General features: G+C 43.8%; 18 protein-coding genes and 2 pseudogenes. 12 read left to right on the top strand and 8 right to left on the bottom strand.

Annotated features, from left to right (window positions below):
* The first annotated feature begins 226 nt into the window (after nt 1-226).
* Entirely contained in the window at nt 227-694 is a 468-nt protein-coding gene (locus SPUTW3181_RS18565) for an MgtC/SapB family protein (protein ID WP_011790821.1), read from the top strand.
* A 148-nt stretch (nt 695-842) separates the two neighbouring features.
* On the opposite strand, the gene SPUTW3181_RS18560 is transcribed toward SPUTW3181_RS18565, so the two are convergent.
* A complete protein-coding gene (locus tag SPUTW3181_RS18560; protein ID WP_011790820.1) occupies nt 843-3,365 on the bottom strand; it encodes an Ig-like domain-containing protein in 2,523 nt (840 codons plus the stop codon).
* Between the two features lie 29 nt (nt 3,366-3,394).
* The gene (gene yjgA, locus SPUTW3181_RS18555; RefSeq protein WP_011790819.1) at nt 3,395-3,931 is read right to left on the bottom strand and encodes a ribosome biogenesis factor YjgA; all 537 of its coding nucleotides are present in this window, start codon (nt 3,929-3,931) and stop codon (nt 3,395-3,397) included.
* Between the two features lie 186 nt (nt 3,932-4,117).
* Between yjgA and pmbA the strand changes: the two genes are divergently transcribed.
* A complete protein-coding gene (gene pmbA / locus SPUTW3181_RS18550) occupies nt 4,118-5,461 on the top strand; it encodes a metalloprotease PmbA (RefSeq protein ID WP_011790818.1) in 1,344 nt (447 codons plus the stop codon).
* A 176-nt stretch (nt 5,462-5,637) separates the two neighbouring features.
* Here the strand turns inward: pmbA and SPUTW3181_RS18545 are convergent, their stop codons facing one another.
* Together SPUTW3181_RS18545 and SPUTW3181_RS18540 are read right to left on the bottom strand one after the other, a co-directional pair.
* Complete coding sequence (locus SPUTW3181_RS18545) at nt 5,638-7,764, bottom strand: TonB-dependent receptor (protein WP_083758276.1); 2,127 nt, start codon at nt 7,762-7,764, stop codon at nt 5,638-5,640.
* A 180-nt stretch (nt 7,765-7,944) separates the two neighbouring features.
* The gene (locus SPUTW3181_RS18540; protein WP_011790816.1) at nt 7,945-8,793 is read right to left on the bottom strand and encodes a substrate-binding periplasmic protein; all 849 of its coding nucleotides are present in this window, start codon (nt 8,791-8,793) and stop codon (nt 7,945-7,947) included.
* Between the two features lie 250 nt (nt 8,794-9,043).
* Between SPUTW3181_RS18540 and SPUTW3181_RS18535 the strand changes: the two genes are divergently transcribed.
* Together SPUTW3181_RS18535 and fumC are read left to right on the top strand one after the other, a co-directional pair.
* The gene (locus SPUTW3181_RS18535) at nt 9,044-9,268 is read left to right on the top strand and encodes a ribosome alternative rescue factor ArfA (protein ID WP_011790815.1); all 225 of its coding nucleotides are present in this window, start codon (nt 9,044-9,046) and stop codon (nt 9,266-9,268) included.
* A gap of 208 nt (nt 9,269-9,476) precedes the next feature.
* Nucleotides 9,477-10,880 carry a class II fumarate hydratase gene (fumC, locus tag SPUTW3181_RS18530; protein ID WP_011790814.1) on the top strand — a complete coding sequence of 468 codons (1,404 nt, stop codon included), beginning with the start codon at nt 9,477-9,479 and terminating at the stop codon, nt 10,878-10,880.
* Between the two features lie 112 nt (nt 10,881-10,992).
* Here fumC and rimO read toward each other — a convergent pair whose 3' ends face one another.
* Entirely contained in the window at nt 10,993-12,411 is a 1,419-nt protein-coding gene (gene rimO, locus SPUTW3181_RS18525; protein WP_011790813.1) for a 30S ribosomal protein S12 methylthiotransferase RimO, read from the bottom strand.
* Between the two features lie 381 nt (nt 12,412-12,792).
* Between rimO and SPUTW3181_RS18520 the strand changes: the two genes are divergently transcribed.
* The 3 genes from SPUTW3181_RS18520 (at nt 12,793) to SPUTW3181_RS18510 (ending at nt 15,418) form a co-directional block, all read left to right on the top strand.
* A complete protein-coding gene (locus SPUTW3181_RS18520; protein WP_011790812.1) occupies nt 12,793-13,506 on the top strand; it encodes an oxidative stress defense protein in 714 nt (237 codons plus the stop codon).
* Nucleotides 13,507-13,709: 203 nt separating this feature from the next.
* A complete protein-coding gene (locus SPUTW3181_RS18515) occupies nt 13,710-14,486 on the top strand; it encodes an EAL domain-containing protein (RefSeq protein WP_011790811.1) in 777 nt (258 codons plus the stop codon).
* Between the two features lie 140 nt (nt 14,487-14,626).
* A complete protein-coding gene (locus SPUTW3181_RS18510) occupies nt 14,627-15,418 on the top strand; it encodes a class I SAM-dependent DNA methyltransferase (protein ID WP_011790810.1) in 792 nt (263 codons plus the stop codon).
* A gap of 43 nt (nt 15,419-15,461) precedes the next feature.
* Here SPUTW3181_RS18510 and SPUTW3181_RS18505 read toward each other — a convergent pair whose 3' ends face one another.
* Nucleotides 15,462-17,612 carry a TonB-dependent siderophore receptor gene (locus tag SPUTW3181_RS18505; RefSeq protein ID WP_011790809.1) on the bottom strand — a complete coding sequence of 717 codons (2,151 nt, stop codon included), beginning with the start codon at nt 17,610-17,612 and terminating at the stop codon, nt 15,462-15,464.
* A 95-nt stretch (nt 17,613-17,707) separates the two neighbouring features.
* On the opposite strand from SPUTW3181_RS18505, the gene SPUTW3181_RS22365 reads away from it, so the two are divergent.
* Together SPUTW3181_RS22365 and SPUTW3181_RS18500 are read left to right on the top strand one after the other, a co-directional pair.
* On the top strand, nt 17,708-17,818 hold the full coding sequence (locus SPUTW3181_RS22365; RefSeq protein ID WP_083758275.1) for a DUF1569 domain-containing protein: 111 nt from the start codon (nt 17,708-17,710) through the stop codon (nt 17,816-17,818).
* Nucleotides 17,819-18,174: 356 nt separating this feature from the next.
* Entirely contained in the window at nt 18,175-18,753 is a 579-nt protein-coding gene (locus SPUTW3181_RS18500) for a porin family protein (RefSeq protein WP_011790808.1), read from the top strand.
* 307 nt (nt 18,754-19,060) lie between these two features.
* Here the strand turns inward: SPUTW3181_RS18500 and SPUTW3181_RS22360 are convergent.
* Nucleotides 19,061-19,171, bottom strand: a pseudogene (locus tag SPUTW3181_RS22360) (IS30 family transposase); the annotation flags it as partial.
* Between the two features lie 169 nt (nt 19,172-19,340).
* Here SPUTW3181_RS22360 and SPUTW3181_RS18495 point away from each other — a divergent pair.
* Together SPUTW3181_RS18495 and SPUTW3181_RS18490 are read left to right on the top strand one after the other, a co-directional pair.
* Nucleotides 19,341-20,216, top strand: a complete 876-nt coding sequence (locus SPUTW3181_RS18495) for a toxin-antitoxin system YwqK family antitoxin (RefSeq protein WP_011790807.1) — start codon at nt 19,341-19,343, stop codon at nt 20,214-20,216.
* Between the two features lie 531 nt (nt 20,217-20,747).
* The gene (locus tag SPUTW3181_RS18490; RefSeq protein ID WP_157037400.1) at nt 20,748-21,401 is read left to right on the top strand and encodes an EAL domain-containing protein; all 654 of its coding nucleotides are present in this window, start codon (nt 20,748-20,750) and stop codon (nt 21,399-21,401) included.
* A gap of 530 nt (nt 21,402-21,931) precedes the next feature.
* Here SPUTW3181_RS18490 and SPUTW3181_RS21745 read toward each other — a convergent pair.
* Nucleotides 21,932-22,035, bottom strand: a pseudogene (locus SPUTW3181_RS21745) (transposase); the annotation flags it as partial.
* Nucleotides 22,036-22,418: 383 nt separating this feature from the next.
* Here SPUTW3181_RS21745 and SPUTW3181_RS18485 point away from each other — a divergent pair.
* A complete protein-coding gene (locus SPUTW3181_RS18485; RefSeq protein WP_011790805.1) occupies nt 22,419-23,804 on the top strand; it encodes an IS4-like element ISSpu12 family transposase in 1,386 nt (461 codons plus the stop codon).
* Nucleotides 23,805-23,828: the final 24 nt, after the last annotated feature.

Below are 23,828 nucleotides of genomic sequence, written 5' to 3'. Positions count from 1 at the left end.
GATTCTTATTGAGTTGATGGGCTGTGTCTGTTCGATAGCGAACCATCCACTAGACTGTATCTGCATCACCGTATGCCGTTTTTTTGTTCAGTTCGACAACGCACCGACGCTGTGATTTGTATCCTTCAGACTGGTTGTGGAACGCCTGTTTTGTCGCAGCTAAAGGTCGATAAGCAGAGCTTGACTAGGATTTTTAGATTCACTTTTAAACTCTGTAAAAAGGCCTATGAACCTAATACCTGATCTTGAATTGAGTGTTGCCGCACTGCATGTACGCGATTTATTGTTTGCCTTTATTCTGGCCCTGCCGATCGGTTGGGACCGTGAAAAGCGTGAACGTACGGCGGGCTTACGCACCTTTCCGCTGGTCGCGGTTGCCGCATGCGGATATATGCTGGTTGGTATTGAGGTACTGAGTTCAACGGATGCAGAAGCCCGTGTGATGCAAGGTATCATCACAGGGATAGGGTTTATTGGTGGCGGTGCCATTCTTAAAAATGCGGTGAAAGGTGAAGGCTTTGTTTCAGGTACTGCAACAGCTGCAAGTCTATGGTTAACGGGAGCTATCGGAATATCGGTCGCCACTGGCCGCCTCGAAATTGCGCTGGTGCTCAGTGCCATGACGTTCTTTACCTTGAGGCTGATGAGTCCAGCTAAAGCGAGCGTGGGAGATCAAGAGGATAAACAAGAGTAGCAGAGAGTTTACAGAAGGCATTGGAAAGCAAGAGGAAAAGCCAGAGGATACACCTCTTGCGTGTTTTTTCTTAGCCCCAATGATAGGTCATCTGGATCTAAAAAAAGACCCGCATTGGCGGGTCTGTGTTTTACGGATACATTACCGACTATTGCAGCAATATATTGAACTTAAGCAAGGTTTCAACACCACTTGGTGTATTCACTGTTAGTACCACTTGGCTGCTAGCGGTTCCAGTATTCTTGAGGAAAAAGTCCGTCATACCAGCATTAGCATTATTCGTTTTAGGGACAGTATAGGTTGTTGATAGTAATTCCCCTTTATCCGCACCGATATTAAGCGTTGTGCTCGAGGGCATAATTTGATCGGCACTATCGTAGAATTTTACGGTAAATTTAGCCGTTTTCCCGGCAGGGATTGCAGTTAACGCGTCAAGATTATTGAGAATATTTTGACCTTGGCGATCTTCATATACTTTGACATCATCTTGCCATAGGGAGAAATAGGCTTTTGAGCCTGACATTATCATCACAACCGCTTTGCGAACGTAAGTCTTATTAGCTTGGCCTGTACCACAGAGTGCGCCTTGACATTGAGGGCCGTTAAACTTTCCATCGGCACCTTTGTAGGTGCTGCTGGCGAGGTTATCGAAATAGCGTTCACCACTGTCATAGGCAAAGTTTTCGTTATCATCGCGAAAGGCTGTCGGCAGATCGCTAAAGCCTGAGCTATGGAAGGTTTCAACATCTAAGCCATTACCGCTACAAGCCACAGCCACACCATTCATTAAACAGGCCTTTGCGATTGCGCTGCCATCGGCAGAATCAAATTGGTTGTTGCCATTGGTATCGAAAAAGGTCTCGTGGCCTAACGCGTAGGCTAAAACCGTTATACGATGATCTTGAGGTCTTGGATCGCTTGATGTCCAAGTCACACTGCAGACACCATTTTGAGTTAAGCAGCTTGGCTCTATTTGGCCGCCTTCACTGGTGAAGTTGACTGTTGTGTCATTGGGCGCAGGGTTGCCAAAACTATCAGACAGTCTTGCTGTCACTGTGACTTTCTCACCATCAATATTACCCGCTTCAGGGTTGGCATTACTGGTCGCTAAACTAAATCCAAGCTGTTGTGGCAGACCCGTATTCACGGTTAATTGTTCAGATTGGCTAGTGATGACTTCTTTAGTATCAGTATCAACCGCAGTAGCGACTACGCGCACTGGCGTGGGGACGGTACCGGATAATACCCGTACACTGGCGATACCTTGGGAGTTAGTCAGGCTTTGCGCATTCGCAGTGCCATTGGCAAAACTTAAACCACCGACAACCGTATCTAAGGTAAAGCTGACCTCTTGCTGCGCTGCGGGTTGACCATTGGCGCTGGTGACTTTAAAGCTGACTAAAGAGGATTCGCTTGAACCCGTACCGCCCGCACCTTTAATACGAATTTGAGTGGGTTCCGCCGATTCAAAACTTAAGCTAGCCAGCGTTTGGCGTTGTAGGGTAAAAGGTAGGCTAGCCGTTAAGGTTTGATTGCCCGCAACTGTGGTGGCGATGATCTGATCGTTACGCTCGCTATTGCCGCTGCAACTTGTGTCTTGGAAGGTCGAACTGGCATTACCCGATAAAGTCGTAACTGGGGTATCGAGAGTTGCACTATTGTTTGTGGTGCAATCTGAACTAAAGCTGATGGAAGCCGGTGTTTGTACTCGCGTAATTGTGCCGTCATTGGCCTCTAAGACTAAACTTGCGCTTACGCCAAAGCTGCCACCTGCGCTGATCTTATATACGCCCTTGGCATCGGCCGTTAAGGTGCTTGCTAATTTGCCTTCGGTAAACACTGTGCCATTGAATGAGCCGAGTTTTAGCGTGCCTTCTTGGTTGACGGCATCTTTACTCAACACTTCATACAGGCTACTGGTTTGCAGCGATTGACCTTGATAATCCACAGTGACCGTTAAGGCGTTTGCCCCTAATTCACTGCCACTTGGCGTGTAGGTCACCTGCGCAATACCTTGATTGTTGGTTAGCGCACTGGCTGGATTGAGCGTTGCCGAACCTGCAGTAAAGGTCACTTTAGCGCCTTCGATACCCTTACTTTCGCTGTCTAACAATATGGCTTGCAGTTTCACCGCCTCATCGACTTTAAAGCGAGTGACTAAGGCCGAACTGCTTAAAATACTGGCGCTGAGTTTAGGGGTGGTCGGAGAGGTATTATCGCCCGTGCTTAAAAACTCAAAATTGCGGCTAGCGGTGAGTGCTGTTGTGGAATCTTTTGGGATGGTTGTTGCCGAAATTGTTCCAGCATTGATGAGTAAATCTGGATTACTCACGATAATAATGGCTTCACCGTTATTGTCGGTTAGCTTGCTGCTGGGCGTTAATACACCAAGGTCAGTCGTAAAGTCGACTTTCTGATTACTGACTGCGGCTGAGCCTTTCTTTAACTTCGCGACTGCGCAAAACTCTGTGTCTTTAGGGAAACGTTGGAGTGACGTCAAACTGCCGCATTCAGAACCCGATAAGGTTTTAAAGTCGATAGACAGTTTATAGATACCGTCAGTGGCATCTGTGCTGCCATTATCTTCATCAGTGGCGCCATTACAACCACTGAGCGCTAATGCGCCCAGTAACACCCAAGAAAATACCGCTAACATTTTGCTGAGTCGCATAAGCAACATCCTTGTGAGGCTGAAGTTAATTAGTCTTGGATTTCGCTGCGTAGATATTTAAACAGCTCTTTAGATGATTTTGATTCTGGACTTTTAGCCAGCTCTTTAGTCGCTTGACGCACCAAAGTACGCAGTTTTTGTCTGTCTAATTGCGGATAGTGCTCGACTAAGGTTTGAATTTCATCGTCACCTTGGGTTAACAAACGCTCACGCATTTTCTCAAACATCTGCAGTTTAGCGGTTTCGTTGTTGTTTTTGTTTAACACAACAGCGAGAGCAGCTTTGATCGGTTCAATATCAAAATTGCGCATCAATTTGCCGATATACTGCATGTGGCGACGATACGCCTCAGTATTGACCTTGATTTTGCGTGTTTGCAGGATAGCGTCGTACAAAAACTCATCCAGCTCGATTTTATCTAGCTGAGTCTTGCTCAGTGAAACAAGCTCCATACCGACTTTTTGCACGGCTTCGCTATCACGCTTGTCCGATGTTTTGCTGCTGACATAATCTTCATCAATGTCGTAGGGCTGTTTAAAATGCTCTGAATCACCAACTATCTTCATATAGATAAAACCTCAAGTAAAAATCTTGCTAATAATAACATCTCCAGCCAAAAATCGCCTAGGTGAATGTGCTTATAGTGCGGGTCATCAGTCTCATTTTGCTACTGATATGACGTTAATAATTAATGTGAATGGGTTTTGTGTTTGTTATGCTAGCGCCATTGCCGACAACGAAAGAGTAGCTTTGTGTCTTTGAACAGAATTGATAGTGAATTGGGCGCGCTGAAAGATGCGGTTGCCGTGGCACTCGAATATGCCAACAAACTAGGAACGAACGCGGCCGAAGTGGCGATCAGCAAACAACAGGGATTGTCGGTTTCTACCCGTTTAAAAGAAGTTGAAACCGTTGAATTTAATAAAGATGGTGCCTTAGGAATTACGGTTTACCGCGATGGTTGCAAGGGCAGTTCATCAACGTCGGATTTAAGCCCTGAGGCCATTGCCTTAGCGGTGAAAGCGGCCGACGATATCGCCCGTTATACTTCTCCCGATCCCTTCAGTGGCCTTGCCGATAAAGCCTTGATGGCAAATCAGATCCGCGATCTTAAGCTCTATTATCCTGAAGATATTTCCCCCGAGGAATTAGCGAAGCTTGCCATCCGCGCCGAAACTGCGGCACTCGATGCCGATCCTCGTATCAATAATTCTGATGGCGCTAGTGCCAATGCGCACACCGCGGTTAAAGTGTATGGCAACAGCCATGGCTTTTTAAACGGTTATTGCAGCTCACGGTATAGTTTGAGTTGCAGCGTGATCGGTGAAGATAGCGAAGGCAATATGCAACGGGATTACGATTACACTATCGCCCGTAAATTCAGTGAGATGCTTGCGCCAGAAACCGTAGGGTTAAAGACCGCCGAGAAGACGGTGAGCCGTTTAGGTGCGCGCAAGATTGCCACGACACGTTTACCTATTTTATTGGCTCCTGAGATAGCAACTGGCTTAATTGGTCACTTAATTGGTGCCATCAGTGGCGGCAGTTTATACCGTAAATCCAGCTTCTTATTGGATGCAATCCACACACAAATCTTCCCCGATTGGTTCAGTATCGAAGAGCAGCCGCATTTACTGGGCGCATTGGCGAGTGCGAACTACGATAGCGAAGGTGTGGCGACCCAAGACAGACGCATTATCGACCGCGGCATGTTAGAAACCTATTTGTTGACTAGCTACTCGGCGCGAAAATTAGGTTTGCCGAACACGGGTCATGCGGGCGGTATCTACAATTGGACGCTCGGCCACACGGGCCAAACTTTCGACCAACTAGTTAAAGACATGGGCACAGGTTTGATTGTGACCGAAGTCATGGGCCAAGGCGTGAACATGGTCACGGGGGATTATTCCCGTGGTGCGGCGGGCTTCTATGTTGAAAACGGCGAGATCCAATATCCAGTGGAAGAGATCACTATCGCGGGCAACTTGAAAGAGATGTTCCGTGGCGTACAAGCCGTGAGTAAGGATTTTGATTTGCGCTCATCGATTCGTACCGGCGGTATCTTGTTATCTGAAATGAAGATTGCAGGTAACTAATGCGCACAGATGCGCATCTGTGCGCAGTGAGTTGGGCACTGAGTGCTTTAGGTTTTAATATCCATATTTAAGTTACTGAATTAAAATAACAAAGGGCAAGCGATTAACTATTTAATCTGCTTGCCCTTTTTGTATAACGCGCTGATTACGGCTATTCGTCTAATGAACCGCTAAGGTTAAAACGCATAGCTTGCGCTGAGTTCAAATGAGCGTCCCGCGCCAGCCACCTGATTAAAGCCATTGGTATTATCGGCCTTAAATTCAGCCACACTCACGCCGCCCAGTGGCAGCTCATAGTAGCTGTCGAACAGATTATTCACGGCGAAGGTAACAGTCAGATCCTGCCATTTCATGCTGCTGTTCAAATTGAGCAAGGAGTAGCTGTCAGTTTCATTTTCAAGGCGGCGGTCATCGACGTGATCTTTGGTCGCAACCCATTGCCATGAAAGACTGTTTTCCCAGTCACCTAACTGATGTTGCAGTGCCAGTTCCGTTTGTAGCGGCTTGATTTGATATAAAGGCTCATTGCCGTTATCTCGCTCGCCACGGGTGACATTCACTTTGCCTAACACTTGCCACTTACCTGTGCTGGTTTCGGCAAACTGATAGAGCGCATTAAAACGTGCGCCATAGAGATTGGCATCGAGGTTAGTAAATTGGAGAATATTGCGTTTGCCATCAGGTGAGCTAGTGCGATTGAAGCTACCAATGACTTCGGCATCGACATAGTCAGTCACAGCTGTGTACCAAGCCGTGGTCGAGACTTGCCAGCTATCACCGTTATATTTGTAGGCAGCGCTTAAGGTATGGGCGGTTTCTGGTTTAAGATCCGGATTACCCACATAACCATTACCATCACCATACCAACCTATCATAGTGGTCGCCATAGTGCCGCGGCCCCAGCTATAACGCTCATAAAGGTTTGGAGCACGATTTTTACGGGCGAGTCCAAATTCCAGTTGTTGATTGGTCGATAATTGATAGCGCGCCAGTAAGGTGGCATCGATCAGATTATCATCACGTTTTCTGTCCATCGCATTAAAGGCTTTTGCCGCTTCGGCGTCGACATTGGGCATGCCCATCATAGGCATGTTGCTATAGGCTTGGACTTCACCTGTATTGGTGGTGACATACTCAAAGCGAACGCCCGCCGATAACCACCAGCTTTGACTTAAATCTTGCTGCCATTCGCCATAAACGGCGGCGCGGCGGCGTTCACCATCGTTGATGTTGATGTAGTCATTGGGCGCCATCATAGTGCCAGGCACCGCAGGCCAAACATCGTCGAGCTGGTAGCTATAGTATTCTTGGCCGACCAGTAAGGTGCTGTCATCACCCATTGGCAAGCGCCAGTGTAGTTGATAGCTGTAGTCATCACCTTCAGTGTTCATTGGCATCTTGCCGGTTTTTTCTGGGGTGAAAAAGCCCATCTCGTGTTTCACGCCGTGCCAGTTTACTTGGGCACTGAATTCACCGTCATCGTCGAGTTTAAGTTGATAACGGGCGAGGGCACCGTAACTCTTGTTATCCGTCATATCCATGTATTGGTTAGCAAAACCTTGGAATGGAATATTTTGGTGGGTCAATTTGATGGCAACTTCTTGAGTCTCATCGCGCCATGCGGCGGTCAGTGCATGGTTTTGTGCGCGGTACAGGGTATCGATGACTTTATCGCCATTGCCATCTTTATAGCTGTTGGCATCTTCATAGGCGCCTTCATAGCTAAGACTGACATTTTTGCTGGCGACTGTGGCGTTGGTGCCGAGTAATAAAGTGTCACTTACACTACGGTATCCAGTTGAAATATCGCCACTATTCCACTTGATAGCCTCGCTTTCACCAAATTTAGGGTTAAGGCTGCTAACCTTGATCACACCCGCAATATTGTCGCCACCGGCACTGACTGGCGATACGCCCGCAATGACTTCGGCCGTGGTGATTTGATTGGCGGAGATATAGGACAGCGGTGGATTCATTTGGTTAGCGCAGGAGGCGGTAATGTCTGCGCCATCGACCAGCACTTTGATGCGATCGCCCATCATGCCATTGAGGATAGGTAGGGCCGATACGCCGCCCGCTTCAGAAAAATCAACACCTTGTTCTTTAAGTCTATTTTCTGCTGAGCCTAGGATGTTTCGGGGCTCACTTTGCTGACCATGGACTTGGATATGTTCAATATTAGCGACTTCGCTATCATCTGCCATTGCCTGTGTTATAGGGGCAATTCCTAGCGCAATCGCAAGGGATGAATAGAGTATTGAGGTGTTAAAGGCGTGAGATAAATACGCAGAATTTGCAGCCATTTTATTGTCTTCCATTCACTTGGATAATTGCGCTGCATTATAAAGATTATCTCATTGTGGTAGGTGCGGCATATTGTCGCATACCTTATAAAATAAAGACTTAAGTAAAGTAGGCCCCACTTATCATTTTACCTAGATATGCAAATAGCTTGTTTGGGTATAGAGGTCTGTCTTGAACTATTAGCCAAAGTAGTGGAAGTAAATTTGCTCTATTTCTCCACCCGAGTCCATAGCTGCCAGTGCTTTGGCAAATTCATAGGCTTTAGACTGAGGTGATAACAATATGGGGCTGTTATCAGGGCTTAGCGGTTTATCGCTGCGATAGTGGGGATTGGGTTCGCTGCGAAAATATTGACTGTTTTTTGAGAAACCTAAATACATTTCTTGTGGGATTTCACAGCAGGTATAGTGCAGTTTAAACCGAGTTTTATCACGATTTCGCAAGTAGTAGCTGATAGTGGCTTGATCATAGATAAATATATCCCCATGATTTGATAATAAATAATCCAGTGCTCTCGATACATCTAGCTCTGGAGGCTTACGTACCTGCATATTGTTTGCTAAACCACCAAAATCATAACTGCCTGGAGCAATTAAGAGGGTTAGGCCGCTTTGGGATAACTGCTCTTTAGAGCGAATATCTGCGGCTCCCGCACGACTAATGCCTATGGCACGTTCCGACAGACCATTAGGGATAAAAAGCGCATATTCTGCACGTTCTTCAGTAAAATTAAGGCCGGGGTAAAAGTCGATATTGCCAAGTTTTATATCCCGTAAAATACGTAATTTAGGCGCACGAACAATATTAAGCTTGCAACCTATTTTTTCTGCGGCAGCTTGGTAGATATCCTGATATAGCCCGTTATTACTGGGTTCTCCTTCAATAAAGGGAAGGCGTTCGCTGGTGCGATATCCCATAGTGAGTACGCAGGATTCGGCGCTGGAAAAGGCATAGCTTAATATCGGTTGTAGGGCAATAAATAAGCAAAAAGCGGTAAGTCCTATTTTGTATATGGATCCGGATTTCAAATTGATCTCCTTATCTAGCGATTACATTAGTAATCTATTTGCCAAAACATGGTGGCTAAATTCAACGGTGACTGTTTATGCTTTGTTGGGCTAATGTGTTATTTTTGTTGAGGTAATCTATCATACTTTCAGGTGGGTAAAAGCCATTTTTTAGGGTAGATAGCACAAACTCTGTACATCTGATTAGATTGCGCTATAGTTTGCGCCGTTAGGCCATGGGCTTAACTTTCATTAAGCAGTGAGGAATAAAATGACTAAGCAAAAACCGCAAAATATAACTTTAGAACACGAAAGTGGTCGAGGCACCATTACCGATAATGCACTCAAAGCCTTAGTGACGAGTCCCTTGTTTAGGACCCGCACCGAGAAAGCGAAAAAGGGCAAAGGGTCATATGACCGTAAAGCAGCAAACCGAAAGGGGCATCAGCATAAGGGCGATGCCCCTTTCGACTTTTTAGGTCTGCGCTTTTGTTAATCTGCTTTTTTACGGCCTCAGTTCGCTGTTTTAGTTTGTTGTTTTAGTGCTCGTTAATCCAGTCTATTCATGCTCTTCCATCTGTCCTTACGCCAATCTTTACGCTTAAATCATCCTTCTTGTTGATACTCCTTGTTGGAGGTTAATTGTACTTTCGCCCTGAGCGAGTATGGTGAACGCTTAGAGGGTTTTAGCGAAGGAGATGCACATGGCACAGCAATATCGAGTTGAACACGACACTATGGGTGAGGTGAAAGTCCCCGCCGATTGTTATTGGGGCGCACAAACCGAGCGTTCGCAGCAGCACTTTCGTATTGGTGCTGAGGCATCTATGCCTGTCGAAGTGATCCACGCTTTTGGCTATTTAAAGAAAGCTGCCGCCATTACCAATCAACAGCTTGGCATCTTGCACCAAGATAAAGCTCAACTGATTGCCCAAGTGTGCGATGAGCTGATTGCAGGTGAACTCGATGCGCAATTTCCTTTAGTGATTTGGCAAACGGGTTCGGGCACGCAAACCAATATGAACGTCAATGAGGTGATTGCCTATCGCGGCCATGTGCTCTCGGGTGGGCAACTAAGTGATGCAGTCAAGTGTTTGCATCCCAATGACGATGTTAATCGCTCGCAATCCTCTAACGATACTTTTCCCACCGCCATGCATATCGCTGCCTATCGCCAAGCAGTGGAACTCGTTTTACCTAACATGAAATGCTTGCAGCAGAGCTTACAGAAGAAGGCCGAGGAGTTTGCGCACCTAGTCAAAATCGGTCGCACACATTTTATGGATGCAACACCGTTAACTTTAGGCCAAGAGTTTTCGGGTTACGCCGCGCAGTTAAGTCATGCCATCGAAGGCATTGAGCACAGTCTCAAGCGGGTGGCCGAGTTAGCTTTAGGTGCGACCGCCGTCGGCACAGGGCTGAATACACACAAAGATTATGCCGTTAAGGTGGCGGGCAATATCGCAAAACTCACGGGTTTGCCCTTTGTGACGGCGCCGAATAAGTTTGCATCTCTTGCTGCCCACGATGAGTTAGTCGCCCTGTCGGCGGCCTATAAAGTGGCGGCGGTCAGTTTAATGAAGATCGCAAATGATATTAGGATGTTAGGTTCGGGCCCGCGTTGCGGTATTGGTGAGTTATTACTGCCTGAAAATGAACCGGGTTCGTCCATTATGCCGGGAAAAGTGAACCCGACTCAGGTCGAGGCCATGACCATGGTGTGCGCGCAAATCATGGGTAATGATGTCGCCGTTGGGATTGGCGGCAGCAATGGTCAGTTTGAGCTCAATGTGTTTAAGCCGATGATTATCGCCAATGTGCTGCAATCGGGGCGCTTATTGGGGGACACTTGTCAGTCGTTTAATGACCATTGCGTAGTCGGCATAGTGGCGAATGAGCCACAAATCGCGCTGCATGTGGAAAATTCACTTATGTTAGTCACGGCGCTAAATCAACATATCGGTTATGAAAAGGCCGCTAAGATAGCCAAAAAAGCCCATAGCGAGCATAAGACACTGCGCCAAGCGGCATTAGAACTTGAGTTTGTGACAGCAGAAGAGTTCGAGCTGTGGGTCGATGCCAATAAGATGTTGGGGCCAGATGTCTAGTGAAGGTAGAAAGCAGGGCGGGCTTCGCCCTGCTAGGACGCTGCAAAGAGCGCAGCTGCTAGAATCTAGAATCTAGAATCTAGAATCTAGAATCTAGAATCTAGAATCTAGCTTAATCTTGGGTGTCAGCATCTACCACTTCAGCCCATAGATCATGCTCATCTGAATGGGTGATGCGGGCACGAACTAACATACCTGGCTCAAGCTCAGTTTCACCATTGATAAACACCATGCCGTCGATTTCAGGTGCATCGGCGAAGCTGCGGCCAATGGCGCCTTCTTCGTCTACATCGTCAATCAGAATATCTAAAGTACGGCCAACGAAACGGGCTAAACGCTCGGCGCTGATCTCGGCTTGGAGTTCCATAAATCTGTGGTATCTGTCTTCTTTCACTTCTTCGCTGATAAGCTCAGCTATGGTGTTGGCGACAGCGCCATCCACTTCAGAATACTTAAAGCAACCTACGCGGTCGAGACGAGCTTCTTTTAAGAAATCGAGCAGGATTTGGAAATCCTCTTCGGTTTCACCAGGGAAGCCGACGATGAAGGTCGAGCGGATCACTAGATCTGGGCAGATTTCACGCCAGCGTTGAATCGCTTCTAACTGACGGTCAACACGGCCTGGACGCTTCATCATCTTCAGGATACGTGGGCTTGCATGCTGCATTGGAATATCCAAATACGGCAGGATTAAACCTTCGGCCATTAGCGGGATCAAATCGTCAACCCATGGGTAGGGATAGATGTAATGCAGACGCACCCAAGCGCCCATTTTACCCAGTTGGCGCGCTAGGCTAGTAATGTCTTGCTTGACTGGCATGCCGTCCCAAAAATCGGTACGACCGCCTTTGTCTTTGCCGTATGCCGAGGTGTCTTGGCTGACGACTAAAATTTCTTGTACGCCTGATTCCACTAAACGCTTAGCTTCATCTAGGATGCTGCCCGCTGGGCGGCTGTCGAGATCGCCACGTAGTGAAGGAATAATGCAGAAAGTACAACGGTTGTCGCAACCTTCTGAAATCTTTAAATAAGCGTAATGCTTAGGCGTTAACTTAACCCCAGTTTGTGGGATTAACGAGGTGAAAGGGTTGTGCTCTGGCTTAGGCACGTATTTGTGAACGTGCTTTAACACTGCTTCATAGCTGTGTGGGCCAGTGATTTCTAATACATCTGGATGTACTTCGCGGATTTGGTTCTCTTTGGCGCCAAGGCAGCCAGTGACGATCACTTTGCCGTTTTCTTCTAAGGCTTCACGCACAGCGTCCAGAGATTCTTCCACCGCAGCATCGATAAAGCCGCAGGTATTGACGATAACTAAGTCGGCATTGTCGTAGCTGTTAGTCACTTCGTAGCCGTCGATGCGTAACTGAGTCAGAATACGCTCTGAATCCACGAGGTTTTTTGGGCAGCCCAAAGACACGAAACCGATGCGATTCCCAGTGGTCACAGCATTAGTGCTTGCTGCTTCTAATGTTTTTGCTGGGGTATCAAGCGTGGTTGTTTGCTTGGGTTTAAACGTTTCAACTGTCATGGTTTCTCGCTGAGATATAAGCTGCCTTAAAAAAGTTGGCGGATTATACCTGAAGTGATTAAAAGGTACAGTAGCTTTGGCTGAAAAATGTACAACCAAGGCGTTGAATATGCCAGTTAACCCAAAGGCCTATTCTGGGTGTGGACATAGGAAGATAAGCCAAAGATCTGTGGTAAAACTCATCGGGATAAAAAGATCTAAACATTTTTCAGAAAAATTAACCCTTTTTAAATTTCAGCGCGTTTATCAGTGCAAGGTTCTAGCTTCTAGCAGGGTTACATATTGACACAGGTATTTGTCTCTTTAAGTGATAGCTTAGATAGTCAGTTTAGATAGTCGAGAATATTCAGTTTTATTTATCTTAAATTTTTGGAGTAAGTTATGAAAAATTCTCTTTTAGCGGTATTAGTGGCGGGTGGTCTTTTTTCTAGCGCGTTTATGGCGCCAGCAGTGCTCGCCGCTGAGGTCGATTTTCCGCATATTGAAACCATGGGAGTGAGCCAAATTCAAGTCGAACCCGATATGGCGGATGTGAATGTGGAAGTGGCCGTGACAGAAAAAAACGCTAAAGCCGCTAAAGATAATTCCGATGCGGCAGTGGCTAAGTTTATTGCTCGCTTAACGGCTGCGGGTGTAGCTAAAGATCAAATCCAGAGCGCGAATTTAAATCTGCAGCCGCAATATGTGTATGTGCAGGATAAAGCGCCAGAATTGACGGGTTATACTGCCAGTCGTCAAATTACGGTGACGGTAACAGACTTAAGCCGCTTAAATGCTATCTTAGATTCAGCCTTAGAAGAGGGCATGAATCGGGTGAATAACATTGCCCTTAAGTCGAGCAAAGAAGCTGAATATGTTGCAAAAGCACGTCAAGAGGCGATAGCGGATGCTAAGCAAAAAGCCGAATCTTTGGCTAAAGGCTTTGGTGAAAACCTAGGTAAGATCTGGCAGATCCGTTATTACGATCAACGTCCAGTGCAACCCGTGATGTTACGCATGAGCGCCAAAGCCGATGCCATAGGCGCCGCCGAGAGCTATCAATACGGCCAAGTAAGCATCGAAGATAGAGTCGAAGTGATTTATAAACTGAAGTAAATCAGTCAGAGGCATATGGTGATGGATGAAGCTCCTATTGGGATTCATCCATTTTTTATGCCGTTTACAATCGTTTTATATTTTTGGAAATAGCATTCTTCACTCTATATGTGATGGATTTTATTAGGATGATGAACAGTAAAAACTGGCAAATTTAAGCATTTATCCTCACACTAGTAAGGTTAATGTTTAGGAGGCCGTTTATGGATTTTCCCGCTCGAATAAAGCAACAAACTTGCATGGATTGCTTAAGTGGTAAGTCATTAGGCTTTGAAATCCGAATGGCATTTCAACCTATTATCCATTGGCCTAGTCGTGAAATTAGCGGTTATGAAGCCCTTGTTCGAGGCCCAAATGGAGAAGGTGCTGCGTGGGTGTTTGAGCGGATTAATGAAGATAATAAATACTATTTTGATCAGGCTTGCCGTGTTAAAGCGATAGAAACCGCTTCAAAGCTGGGACTCGATAAAATGCTCAGCATCAACTTTTTACCTAATGCCGTATATAACCCTGAGACCTGTATCCGCGCGACGATTGAAGCTGCAGATCTTTATGGTTTTGATATTCATAAAATCATGTTTGAAATGACTGAGGGCGAGCAAATTGTCGATCGGGCAAAATTAATGCGTATTTTCGAGAGCTATGCTAAGCGTGGCTTTATCACGGCAATCGATGATTTTGGCAGTGGCTTTGCCGATTTAAGCTGGCTCGAAGCTCTTCTTCCAAAAGTATTAAAACTCGATATGACCTTGATCCGAGATATCGATCTAGACAAAGAAAAGCAGTTAGCCGTGGATGAAATACTGCGTATTTGTTTAGAGCTTAATACAAGAGTTTTGGCTGAAGGCATTGAGACTGAAGCCGAACTTAATTATCTCGCTGGAATAGGGATTGAGTATTTTCAAGGTTATTATTTTGCCAAACCACAACTCGAATATTTGAGTTCCTATGAAGAGCTGAGCTTTCACGCCCCAAAGTAAATGGTTAGGTGGATTGATATCGTTGCACGATTAGAGTGATAACACGTGCTGAGACTCGATGGATAATTCTTTGTTTCTGATATCGGCTAACTGATATATCATGCGCCACCTAAAATTGCCCTTGTTACCTATTCGCTACTATGTCTTCCAACGCGCTCTATACCGATTTATCCGGTTATTACGATTTAATGTGTTCCGATATCAACTACCAGCAACAGAGCGCGAGTATCCATCGTCTGCATCAGTTCCTCGGCAATAATGGTAAGCAACATCTTGATTTAGCCTGTGGTACTGGTCCACATGTGCGGCATTTTATCGACCTTGGTTATCAGTGCAGTGGCCTTGATATTAATCAGCCTATGCTAGACATGGCCATGCGTCGTTGCCCTGAAGCTCAGTTTAACCTCCAAGATATGACGGCTTTTTACTTAGAAGAGCGCGTCGATTTGATTACCTGTTTTTTATATTCCATTCATTACAGTGCTTGTATCGAACGCCTTAAGAGCTGTATCGCCAGTGTGCATAGCGCACTTAATGATGGTGGGCTGTTTTGTTTTAATACGGTTGATAAGCACAGAATCGATAACACAAGCTCGATTAAGCATTTTGCCGAGTTTGAGGGCAACCACTTCGCCTTTGAATCAGGTTGGCATTACAGCGGACAAGGTGAGAAGCAGTCGCTAACGCTCAGTATTGAGAAGAGTAATCAACCTTTCAGTCGGTTCACTGATGTAGAGTTTAATGCCGAGGAGAGCCCGCGCCAAACAGAATTATGGCAGGATCAACATGCCATGGTTGCCACCAGTTTTGCTGAGCTACAGGAACTGTTAGCCCCCTATTTTGAAGTGCATATTTTTGAACATGACTATGAAAAAATTATTCCATGGGATTTAAATTCGGGTAATGCCTTATTTGTCTGTGTGAAGATTTGACCTTGGGCTGCTTGATATGAGCAGCCCACTTTGATGACATGTATTACAGCTTCCAGCTTAAGGTTGCGCTGTAGTTGGCTGGTGCGCCGTAAAACCCTTGCGCCCAGTACAAACTGTTAATGTATTTCTCATCGGTCACGTTATTGGCATTGAAGGTGAGGCTGATGTTTTCGCTAAAGGCATAGCGCGCCATCAGGTCGACGATGGCATAAGCGTCTTGACGGGTGATAATGGTGTCGCCCGCATTAGCAAAACCTGCACCGACCGTGCCTTGCTCGCGAGAAATATCATCCTGCCAGCGCATATTGACCCCCAAGCTTAAGCCCTCTAGTTGGGCAACATCGTAGGTTGCCGCTAATTTGAATAGCTTGCTTGGGGTGTAGTTGGCCACTAACTCATCGCCCTTAATATTGAAGTCAGTAAATCCAACACTCACTTGCAAACCATCATAGATTTCGCCTGCAATATCTATTTCATAGCCATCACTGCTGATACCGTCAGCCGCAATGTATTTTTGCTGGTTAGGCGGTAAGTTGATGGTGGCAGGATCTAACTTCGCGAGGTTGACCTGATCGATTTGGAAATAAGCTAAGCTGGCAATCAACTTACCCTCAAATAACTCGCTTTTGAGGCCGATTTCTTTGCTTTCACCCGTCACTGGATCGAGTGGTTGCTCATTGATATCGACTTCAGTTTGCGCCAAGAAGGTTTCGGTATAGCTGGCATAGGCGACCAATTCTGGCATAAAGCGGTAAACGGCGCCGATGTAGGGAATAAACTCCTCGGCTTCGGCGTCACGAGACTTACCATAGGATTCACCTTTGGTATCCCAACGGTTAAAACGGCCCCCAGCGATAAGGTGCATATCCTCAAACAGATTAAAGCGTCCGGTAAAGTAGGCGGCTTTTTGAGTCGATTCGATATCGCTCCCCGATGGTCTGTCAGCAAAGGTGGGGTACGGGGTATTACCATCCCAAGTGTTGAGATCGGGCATTTTCGGGAAACCATTGCCCGTGGTGTCATCGTAGAGGGAGTGTTCTTGTTTATCGGCGGTGGAATAGTTAGCACCAAAGACTAACTGATGATCACGGCCAAACAGACTAAAATCACCTTTTACATAAATATCCGCAAGATCGGTGGTTTCTTTCGCATCATAGGCGCTGCCGTAACCCGTTAACCCTAAGCCAGTGGTTTTATCAGGTGTACCGAAAACATAAAAGAGTTCAGTGTCTTCATCGGCGGATTTATGGGAATAAGTCGCCCGTAAGTGCCAATCATCATTAAAGTAATGACTCAGTTCAACTACGGTATTGTTTTTCTCTACCACCCAAGCCGACCAATTGGCCGATGTGCTGGTGGAGCGGTCGTAGTTTGTGGCGCTGCCATCGGTAAAATACAGTGGCAATGCGCCCCACAGGCCGCCGTTGGCGTCGTTATTGATATAACTGTGGCTGATGGAAAAGCTGGTGCTATCGGATAAATTGGCCTCAATAAAGGCATAGAGCACGGTTTTGTCTTGCTCATAACGGTCAAGGTACGAGTCTTGAGTTTGTTTTACCGCCACGGCGCGGGCGGCAATATTCTCACTCAGCTTGGTGGAACCGTCGAGTTCGAGTCGGGTGTTATTAAAGCTGCCATAACTGCCATTGATATTCAGTTGAGTGTCGGCCGTTGGGCGTTTACGGATAAAGTTAATGGTCGCCGAAGGATTACCCACGCCCGTCATCAAACCGTTAGCACCACGGATCACTTCGATACGATCATAAATCGCGGTATCTTCATCGGCATGATTACTACCCGAGCTTAAGGGTAAACCAATGCCATCCACTTGGAAGTTGGTAATATCGAAACCACGGGCGGTGTAATAGGTACGGTCGGTTTCAATGCGCTCAACATTCACACCCGTTGCCGAGTCGAGGGCGGTATTAATGTTAGTGAGTTGGAAATCACTCATCTGGGCATTGGTGATCACCGATACCGATTGGGGAATATCGCTTATTGCTAAATCAAGGCGAGAGGCTCCGCTGGCAGTGCTGGCATTGTAGCCAGCGATATAACTGCCTTTCACTTCAATTTTTTCAATATTATCAGTGGTTTTATTGTTGGTGGCACTGTCATCCGCATGGCTTAGGCCCGCGGTGCCTAGCGCCAGCAACATAGCTGAATAGAGTAGGGATAAGCGTGGTGAGTTCATCAATAGGCCCAATGTTGTGAAGAATCAAATGCAAAAGTGGGCATAATATAGCGCAATAGCACTTTAGTGTTAATGATAGTTATTGTTATTTACATTTGTTAATTGTTGCGCAAAGCAGCACATTTACTCCGCATTTTGCCTATGGTGTACTGGAGCATCAAAACTATCTGGTCGCCCATGTGATGTATATCCGCCAGCATTTATAGCAAATTCAGGCTATTTGATCCCGTTATCCCGATAAGACATCGCTGTATTTTACATTGGCGCGGCACTATATAAGATAAGCTCATATTTTATGGAATGGCTTATGAAATAGTTACAAATGCATCGGAAATAAATACATTAAAATAGAATGAGTGTGAATTTTGTCATCATTACATAAGCATCTTGAACACTTTTAAAAAGCTGTATTATTTAGAATTAATTATATTAAATATGGCATAGCATTGATAATCAAGGTAAGTTTTGATTTATTTAAGTTGTCCAATGCTACTTATTAAAAGCTGGCATCAAATTTGTAATGTACTTTAGTGTATTTAAATTAATTAACTAGGAGTACTTTATGAAAAATAACATTATTACTTTGGCAGCCATTATTTCCTTAGTGTCTTTTAGTACATATTCTCATGCCAATAGTTCTAACAACATCGATGTTGCACAAAATGGCATCTATGTAGGCGCTAACTATGGGTATTTAAAGGTCGATGGAGCCGACGATTTTGATGATAACAGCGATGTTTTTCAAGGTCTTGTTGGTTATCGTTTCAACCAGTACTTAGCCCTTGAAGGTGGATACATTAACTTTGGCAAGTATGGCAACAACTTAGCTAAGGCCGAAACGGATGGTTATACTGCAGGCCTTAAAGTCATGTTTCCAATTGTAGACAGAGTCGAGTTATACGCTAAAGCTGGGCAGCTATGGTATTCCACCGATTATAAAGTCGTAGGCTTTTCTGGAAATAAAGATGATGAAGGTGTATTTGCGGGTGCAGGTGTCGCGTTTAAAGTCACAGACCGATTTTTAATTAATGCTGAGTACACTTGGTATGATGCAGAGATTAATGCAGATAATGTAGCTAATGGTGCAAATACAGAAACGGACTTTAAACAAGCAAGTTTAGGTGTTGAATATCGATTCTAGATATTTTTAATTCCTTAAAATTAAAGTACTAATCATCGAGGTGTAACACGCTAAGTGTTATACCTTTTTTACTTTAATATTATCTTGATGGTAGATGTTATTAGATTTAATAAGAAATGTTGAGAGCTATTTACAAACAACAATATAATGCACTTTCCATTTTTGCCTACAATCTGTTATGACGAAAATTGCTTGAACGAGTACCATTAGAAATGATGGGACGATATAGGGGACAAAAATCAAACTAATTCATTAAAAAAGGCGTTTTTAAACATGCAAACCCCCACCGATTTTAGGCATGGGAGGATTGCCTATCGTCACTAGGACGATGACAATCAGTACATTTATATCGAAAGCCTTGTTCTAAAAGAACAGAAATCTGGTATCGTCTTACTATGGTCAAATACAGATAATTCATGGTGATAGTCTCTTATATCTATGGTTAACATAAGTATGCTTTTGAGTAAACTATGGTTGAAAATAGAACTGATAGATTGAGATTGGCACTCTTGGGCGTTAATCTTGCTTCGATTAGAGTATCGCACTTCGGAGTTGAATTTGGGTTATCTTAATTATGGTATAGCAAAATGAGTAAAAAAATATTTACAGGAAAAGTAACAGGTCATTATAAAAATGGTCAACTAAGGATTGAGGAAAATTATGAAGATGGAAAGTTAGATGGTATTCGTAATAGTTATTATGAAAACGGTCAGCTAGAAAAAGAAGAGAATTATAAAGATGGAGTGTTAGATGGTATTTGTAATAGTTATTATAAAGACGGTCAGTTAGAAAAAGAGGGAACTTATAGAAAAGGCAATAGAGAAGGCATTTATAAGCATTATTGGTCTAATGGAAAACTAATGGAGGAAAAGTTTTATGTAAATGGGAAAGAAGAGGGTATTTGTAAAAGCTATTATAGAAACGGTCAGTTAGAGTCGGAATTGACTTATGAAAATGGGACTTTAGAAGGTGTTTGGAAATATTATAATGAAAATGGTCAAGTAACAGTGCAAATTTTTAAAAATGGGAAAGAAGACGGTTTTTATCGAACTTATCATTGTAATGGTGAACTAGAGAATGAAGCGTTGTATATAAATGGAAAATTAGAAGGTGTTTGGAGGTGTTATAATGAAAATGGTAGGTTAACAGTGGAGAAAACCTATGTTAATGGTATTAGAAATGGTCTGTTTAAATATTATAATGAATACGGTAAATTAGAGGCGGAAGGCGTTTATAAAAATGATCAATTAGATGGTCTTTATAAAGCCTATGATGAGGAAGGAATATTGCAAGCTGAGGAATATTATAAAAATGGAGAGCGAGAGGGGATTTTTAAGAGTTATCATAAAAATGGTATAATAGAAGCAGAAGGAACTTATAAAAATGGTAAGAAAGAAGGTATTTGGAAAAGCTATAATGAAGATGGTCATTTAATTCAAGAAACGACTTATAATAATGATTAGTTAGATGGAATCTTTAAAAAAATTGCAGCAATTGACAATTAGTGTTGGAAGAAATAAATCTTGTCCTCCATTTGTAGCGGGCTTAGAAAACCATATCGACCTATTTAGCTAAGCAATGTCCATTCGAATAGTGCTTTCTAGTGCTTTTAGCGCGGAAGTCGCCTATGGCGGCTTGCCGTTACTCTACCCCATATCAAAAATGCATTATATTATTGTTTTACAATGGGTGGTAGGATTTATTGGCTCTCTGAATGATACATAATTTGATAATACGAAGAACTGCAACCATTGTTAATCTTAATTTTTTTTGAAACGATATTATCACCTTTTATTATCATTGAGTCATATTTTTGACACATTGGTCTCTTTGGCAATATTTCTTGCTAGTTATTTGTTGGTAGTTTAATAATTTACTACAAATATAGAAATATTATGGAGAGAATTGATGTTTAGGTTGCTGAAAGATACTCTTTGCAAACGTTGTGTTTTTTTTGGATTAAATTGTGAAAAAAAGGTTGTGAGCACTATTATATTTTTCAGCATATTATTGATAGATATGGAAAGTTATATGCGGTAGAAATATTATCAAGGCCACATTATAACCCGAGTAACAATATTGAAGAGTATTTTGATACCATGAGTGTTGATAAGGGTAAAAGGTTAATAAAACATCAACTTCTTAATCTGACTAAAAACTGGGGAATACTTAATCTTAGTGGCTATAAATACTTTTTAAATATAGACCGTTATTTACTTGTTGACCCTAAAGTAGTTGATATACTAACTATTGCAAATAAAGAACTAAAGATGAAGGGAGTAAAGCTTGTTTACGAAGTTACAGAAAGGCAGTATGAAACAGATGTAAATATAAAAAATGTATTCTACAAAATGTTGGTTGACGATATTGATTTTGCGGCAGATGATTATTCTTTTGAAAAGAAAACACACATTTTTGTAGATGACTATCAATATATAAAAATCGATATGGATATTGTTTATAAAAGTATAAAGAATGATATCAATGGATTTACTGATCACTTATATAGATTAAAGTATAATAATGCCAAGCTTATCGCAGAAAAGGTTCAATCAAAGCAGGATTTTTTGACTGTTTATTATTTGCCATTCGACTATTTTCAGGGTTTTTATTTTGATACACATAACGAGTTAAATAAAGATATATAGATTTTTAATTAATTTTTAGATAGGAGTTGTGTTTTTATGAAAGGAGAGGAGCTTGCCGTGATCTGGATGTTAATTGCTTTTCAACTGTTTTTGAGCTTTCCCATTAAAACATATAAACATGATTCTTATTAAACCTTAGTTTACAATGAAGTTGTTAATGACAGATATGAGTTGAAATATGTGGGGTTAATAGTAGAATAATTATTGACGGAATTGAAATCATAATATAAAAGATGAGCATGTTTTAAATAGTATTATAGGAGTGAAGCACTTTAGTGGTTTTTTTAGGTTTAAATACAGGTATATAATTATATTTTCTTTCAAAAATTAAGATCTAGAAATTTACTGCATTAAAAATAGATACTTTAATACTAAACTATTAATTTACAGAATAACATTTTAAAATGTAGCCAGCTTACTCTCAGTAAAGAACTCGCCTTTTTAGAAGGCGGCTTTGACTTTTCCCTGGAAGGAGCTATTCCAAGAGCCTACATCGTCTGCCACGATAATTTAGCCTCGTGTTCCAGATCTTATTTACCTTGATGGCGCACATATCGTCTAATGATTTCTTCATTAACCCCTGCTATATCGACAAAATAACCTCTGTCCCAAAACTATTACCCCATGGCTTTTTAAGACAAAGATAGGGCAGGCTGCACTCTTTTGAGATTAACAGCTAACAATTTAACGAGCCACCCATTGTTAAATTTGCAAAGTGTATGCTTGTAAAAAGGCATGCAGATTACTGGGGAGTTGGTTGAATTAAGCATTGGCATGTAAGTGACCGTTGACGGCATGGATGCCGTCGTCGAGCCCTCATGGATGAGTTTATGGCGTGTCACTGGAATGACAGTGCTTAATCATCAGCGATGTATTGGTTTAGTTTATGAATAACTTAAAGAAAAAGGCGCCATGTGCCTGTCTCTTATACACAAATCCCCCGATAAATTCGGGGATTTTTTTGAACTCGCGCTGATGTTGTTGATCTGATCTACAAAACAACTTTAGGCGCACGCTATGAATTTTATTTCCAACCCAGCACAATGGGCCCAACATCTCTTCCAACATGCCAGTTTAGGTGATGCTCGGCGCGTCAAACGCTTGATAGCATTATCGGCAACGCTGGCTGCTCATATGGGAAAATCTGTGCCGCAAGCCAGTCAAACTACCGCTGATATTGAAGCCGCTTACCGTTTTATCCGCAATGAGGCCATTTCGGCCGATGCCATCGCCGAAGCAGGCTTTATGGCAACGAAGCAAGAAGCCTTAGCATTTGACACCTTACTGGCACTGGAAGACACCAGCTCGCTAAATTTTTCTCACAAAGGGGTCCGTGATGAACTGGGACATATTACATCTCATCTATCGAGCCGCGGATTTCAAGCACATTCAGTATTGCTGTACGCACCATCACATAACCAAGTGATTGGTTTAATTGAACAACATTTATGGACCCGCGACATAGCTACGATGGGAAAGCACAAAAACGCAACCAAAAGACCTTACTGGGAAAAAGAGAGTTTTAAATGGCAGCAGGCCTCACAAAATGTCGCTAACCGTTTGGGTCAACACATGGCACATGCGGTCAGCGTCTGTGACCGCGAAGCGGATTTAATTGAGTACCTGCAATATAAACTCGAACATCAGCAACGGTTTGTGGTGCGTTCGATGATAAGTCGGCATATAGAAGAAGCCGAAGGTAAGTTACATCTGTACGGCCATTCGTTGCAAAGTGCTGGGGAGCGAATGGTAGAGGTGGTACAAAAAGGTGGCCGCAAAGCCAGAGTCGCGACCTGTGAAGTCCGTTTTGCACCGGTAACCCTGAAAATGCCCAGCAATAAAGTTGGCGAAAGTACGCCGTTGTTTTATGTCAGTTGTATTGAAAAAGGCAATGACGATGGATTGTGCTGGCACCTGCTGACGTCGGAGCCCGTCACCAGGACGGAACAAGCACTGACGATCTTGTGCTGGTATGAAAAGCGCTGGCTGATAGAGGACTTTCATAAATCCTGGAAAAGCGGTGGGACTCAGGTTGAAGATTTGCGCTTACAAAGCAAAGGTAATTTGGAGCGTATGATTACGATCCTAGCGTTTATAGCGGTGCGAGTTCAGCAGTTGCGCCATCTTGGGTTACAAGAAGAACAGGCAAAGCAACAAAGTTGTGAGACATTGTTGGGTTGCAAAGCGTGGAAATTACTGTGGCTGAAAGTTGAACAATGCAAACCACCCAAGCAAGCACCCAGTGTGCATTGGGCTTACCTAAGTTTAGGAAAATTAGCGGGTTGGCACGATAGTAAAGGAACGGGTGTAGTAGGTTGGGAGCGGTTATGGGAAGGATGGTTCAAACTGCAAACCATCCTTGAAGGCTACGAATTGGCTCTATCTCTTGAACACGAGATGTGATCAAGAGATAGGCCTAGGCGCCTT

This window comes from Shewanella sp. W3-18-1 (assembly GCF_000015185.1).
In the GTDB taxonomy this organism is placed as follows: Bacteria; Pseudomonadota; Gammaproteobacteria; order Enterobacterales; family Shewanellaceae; genus Shewanella; species Shewanella putrefaciens.
This window is presented reverse-complemented; position numbering and strand designations above follow the sequence as displayed.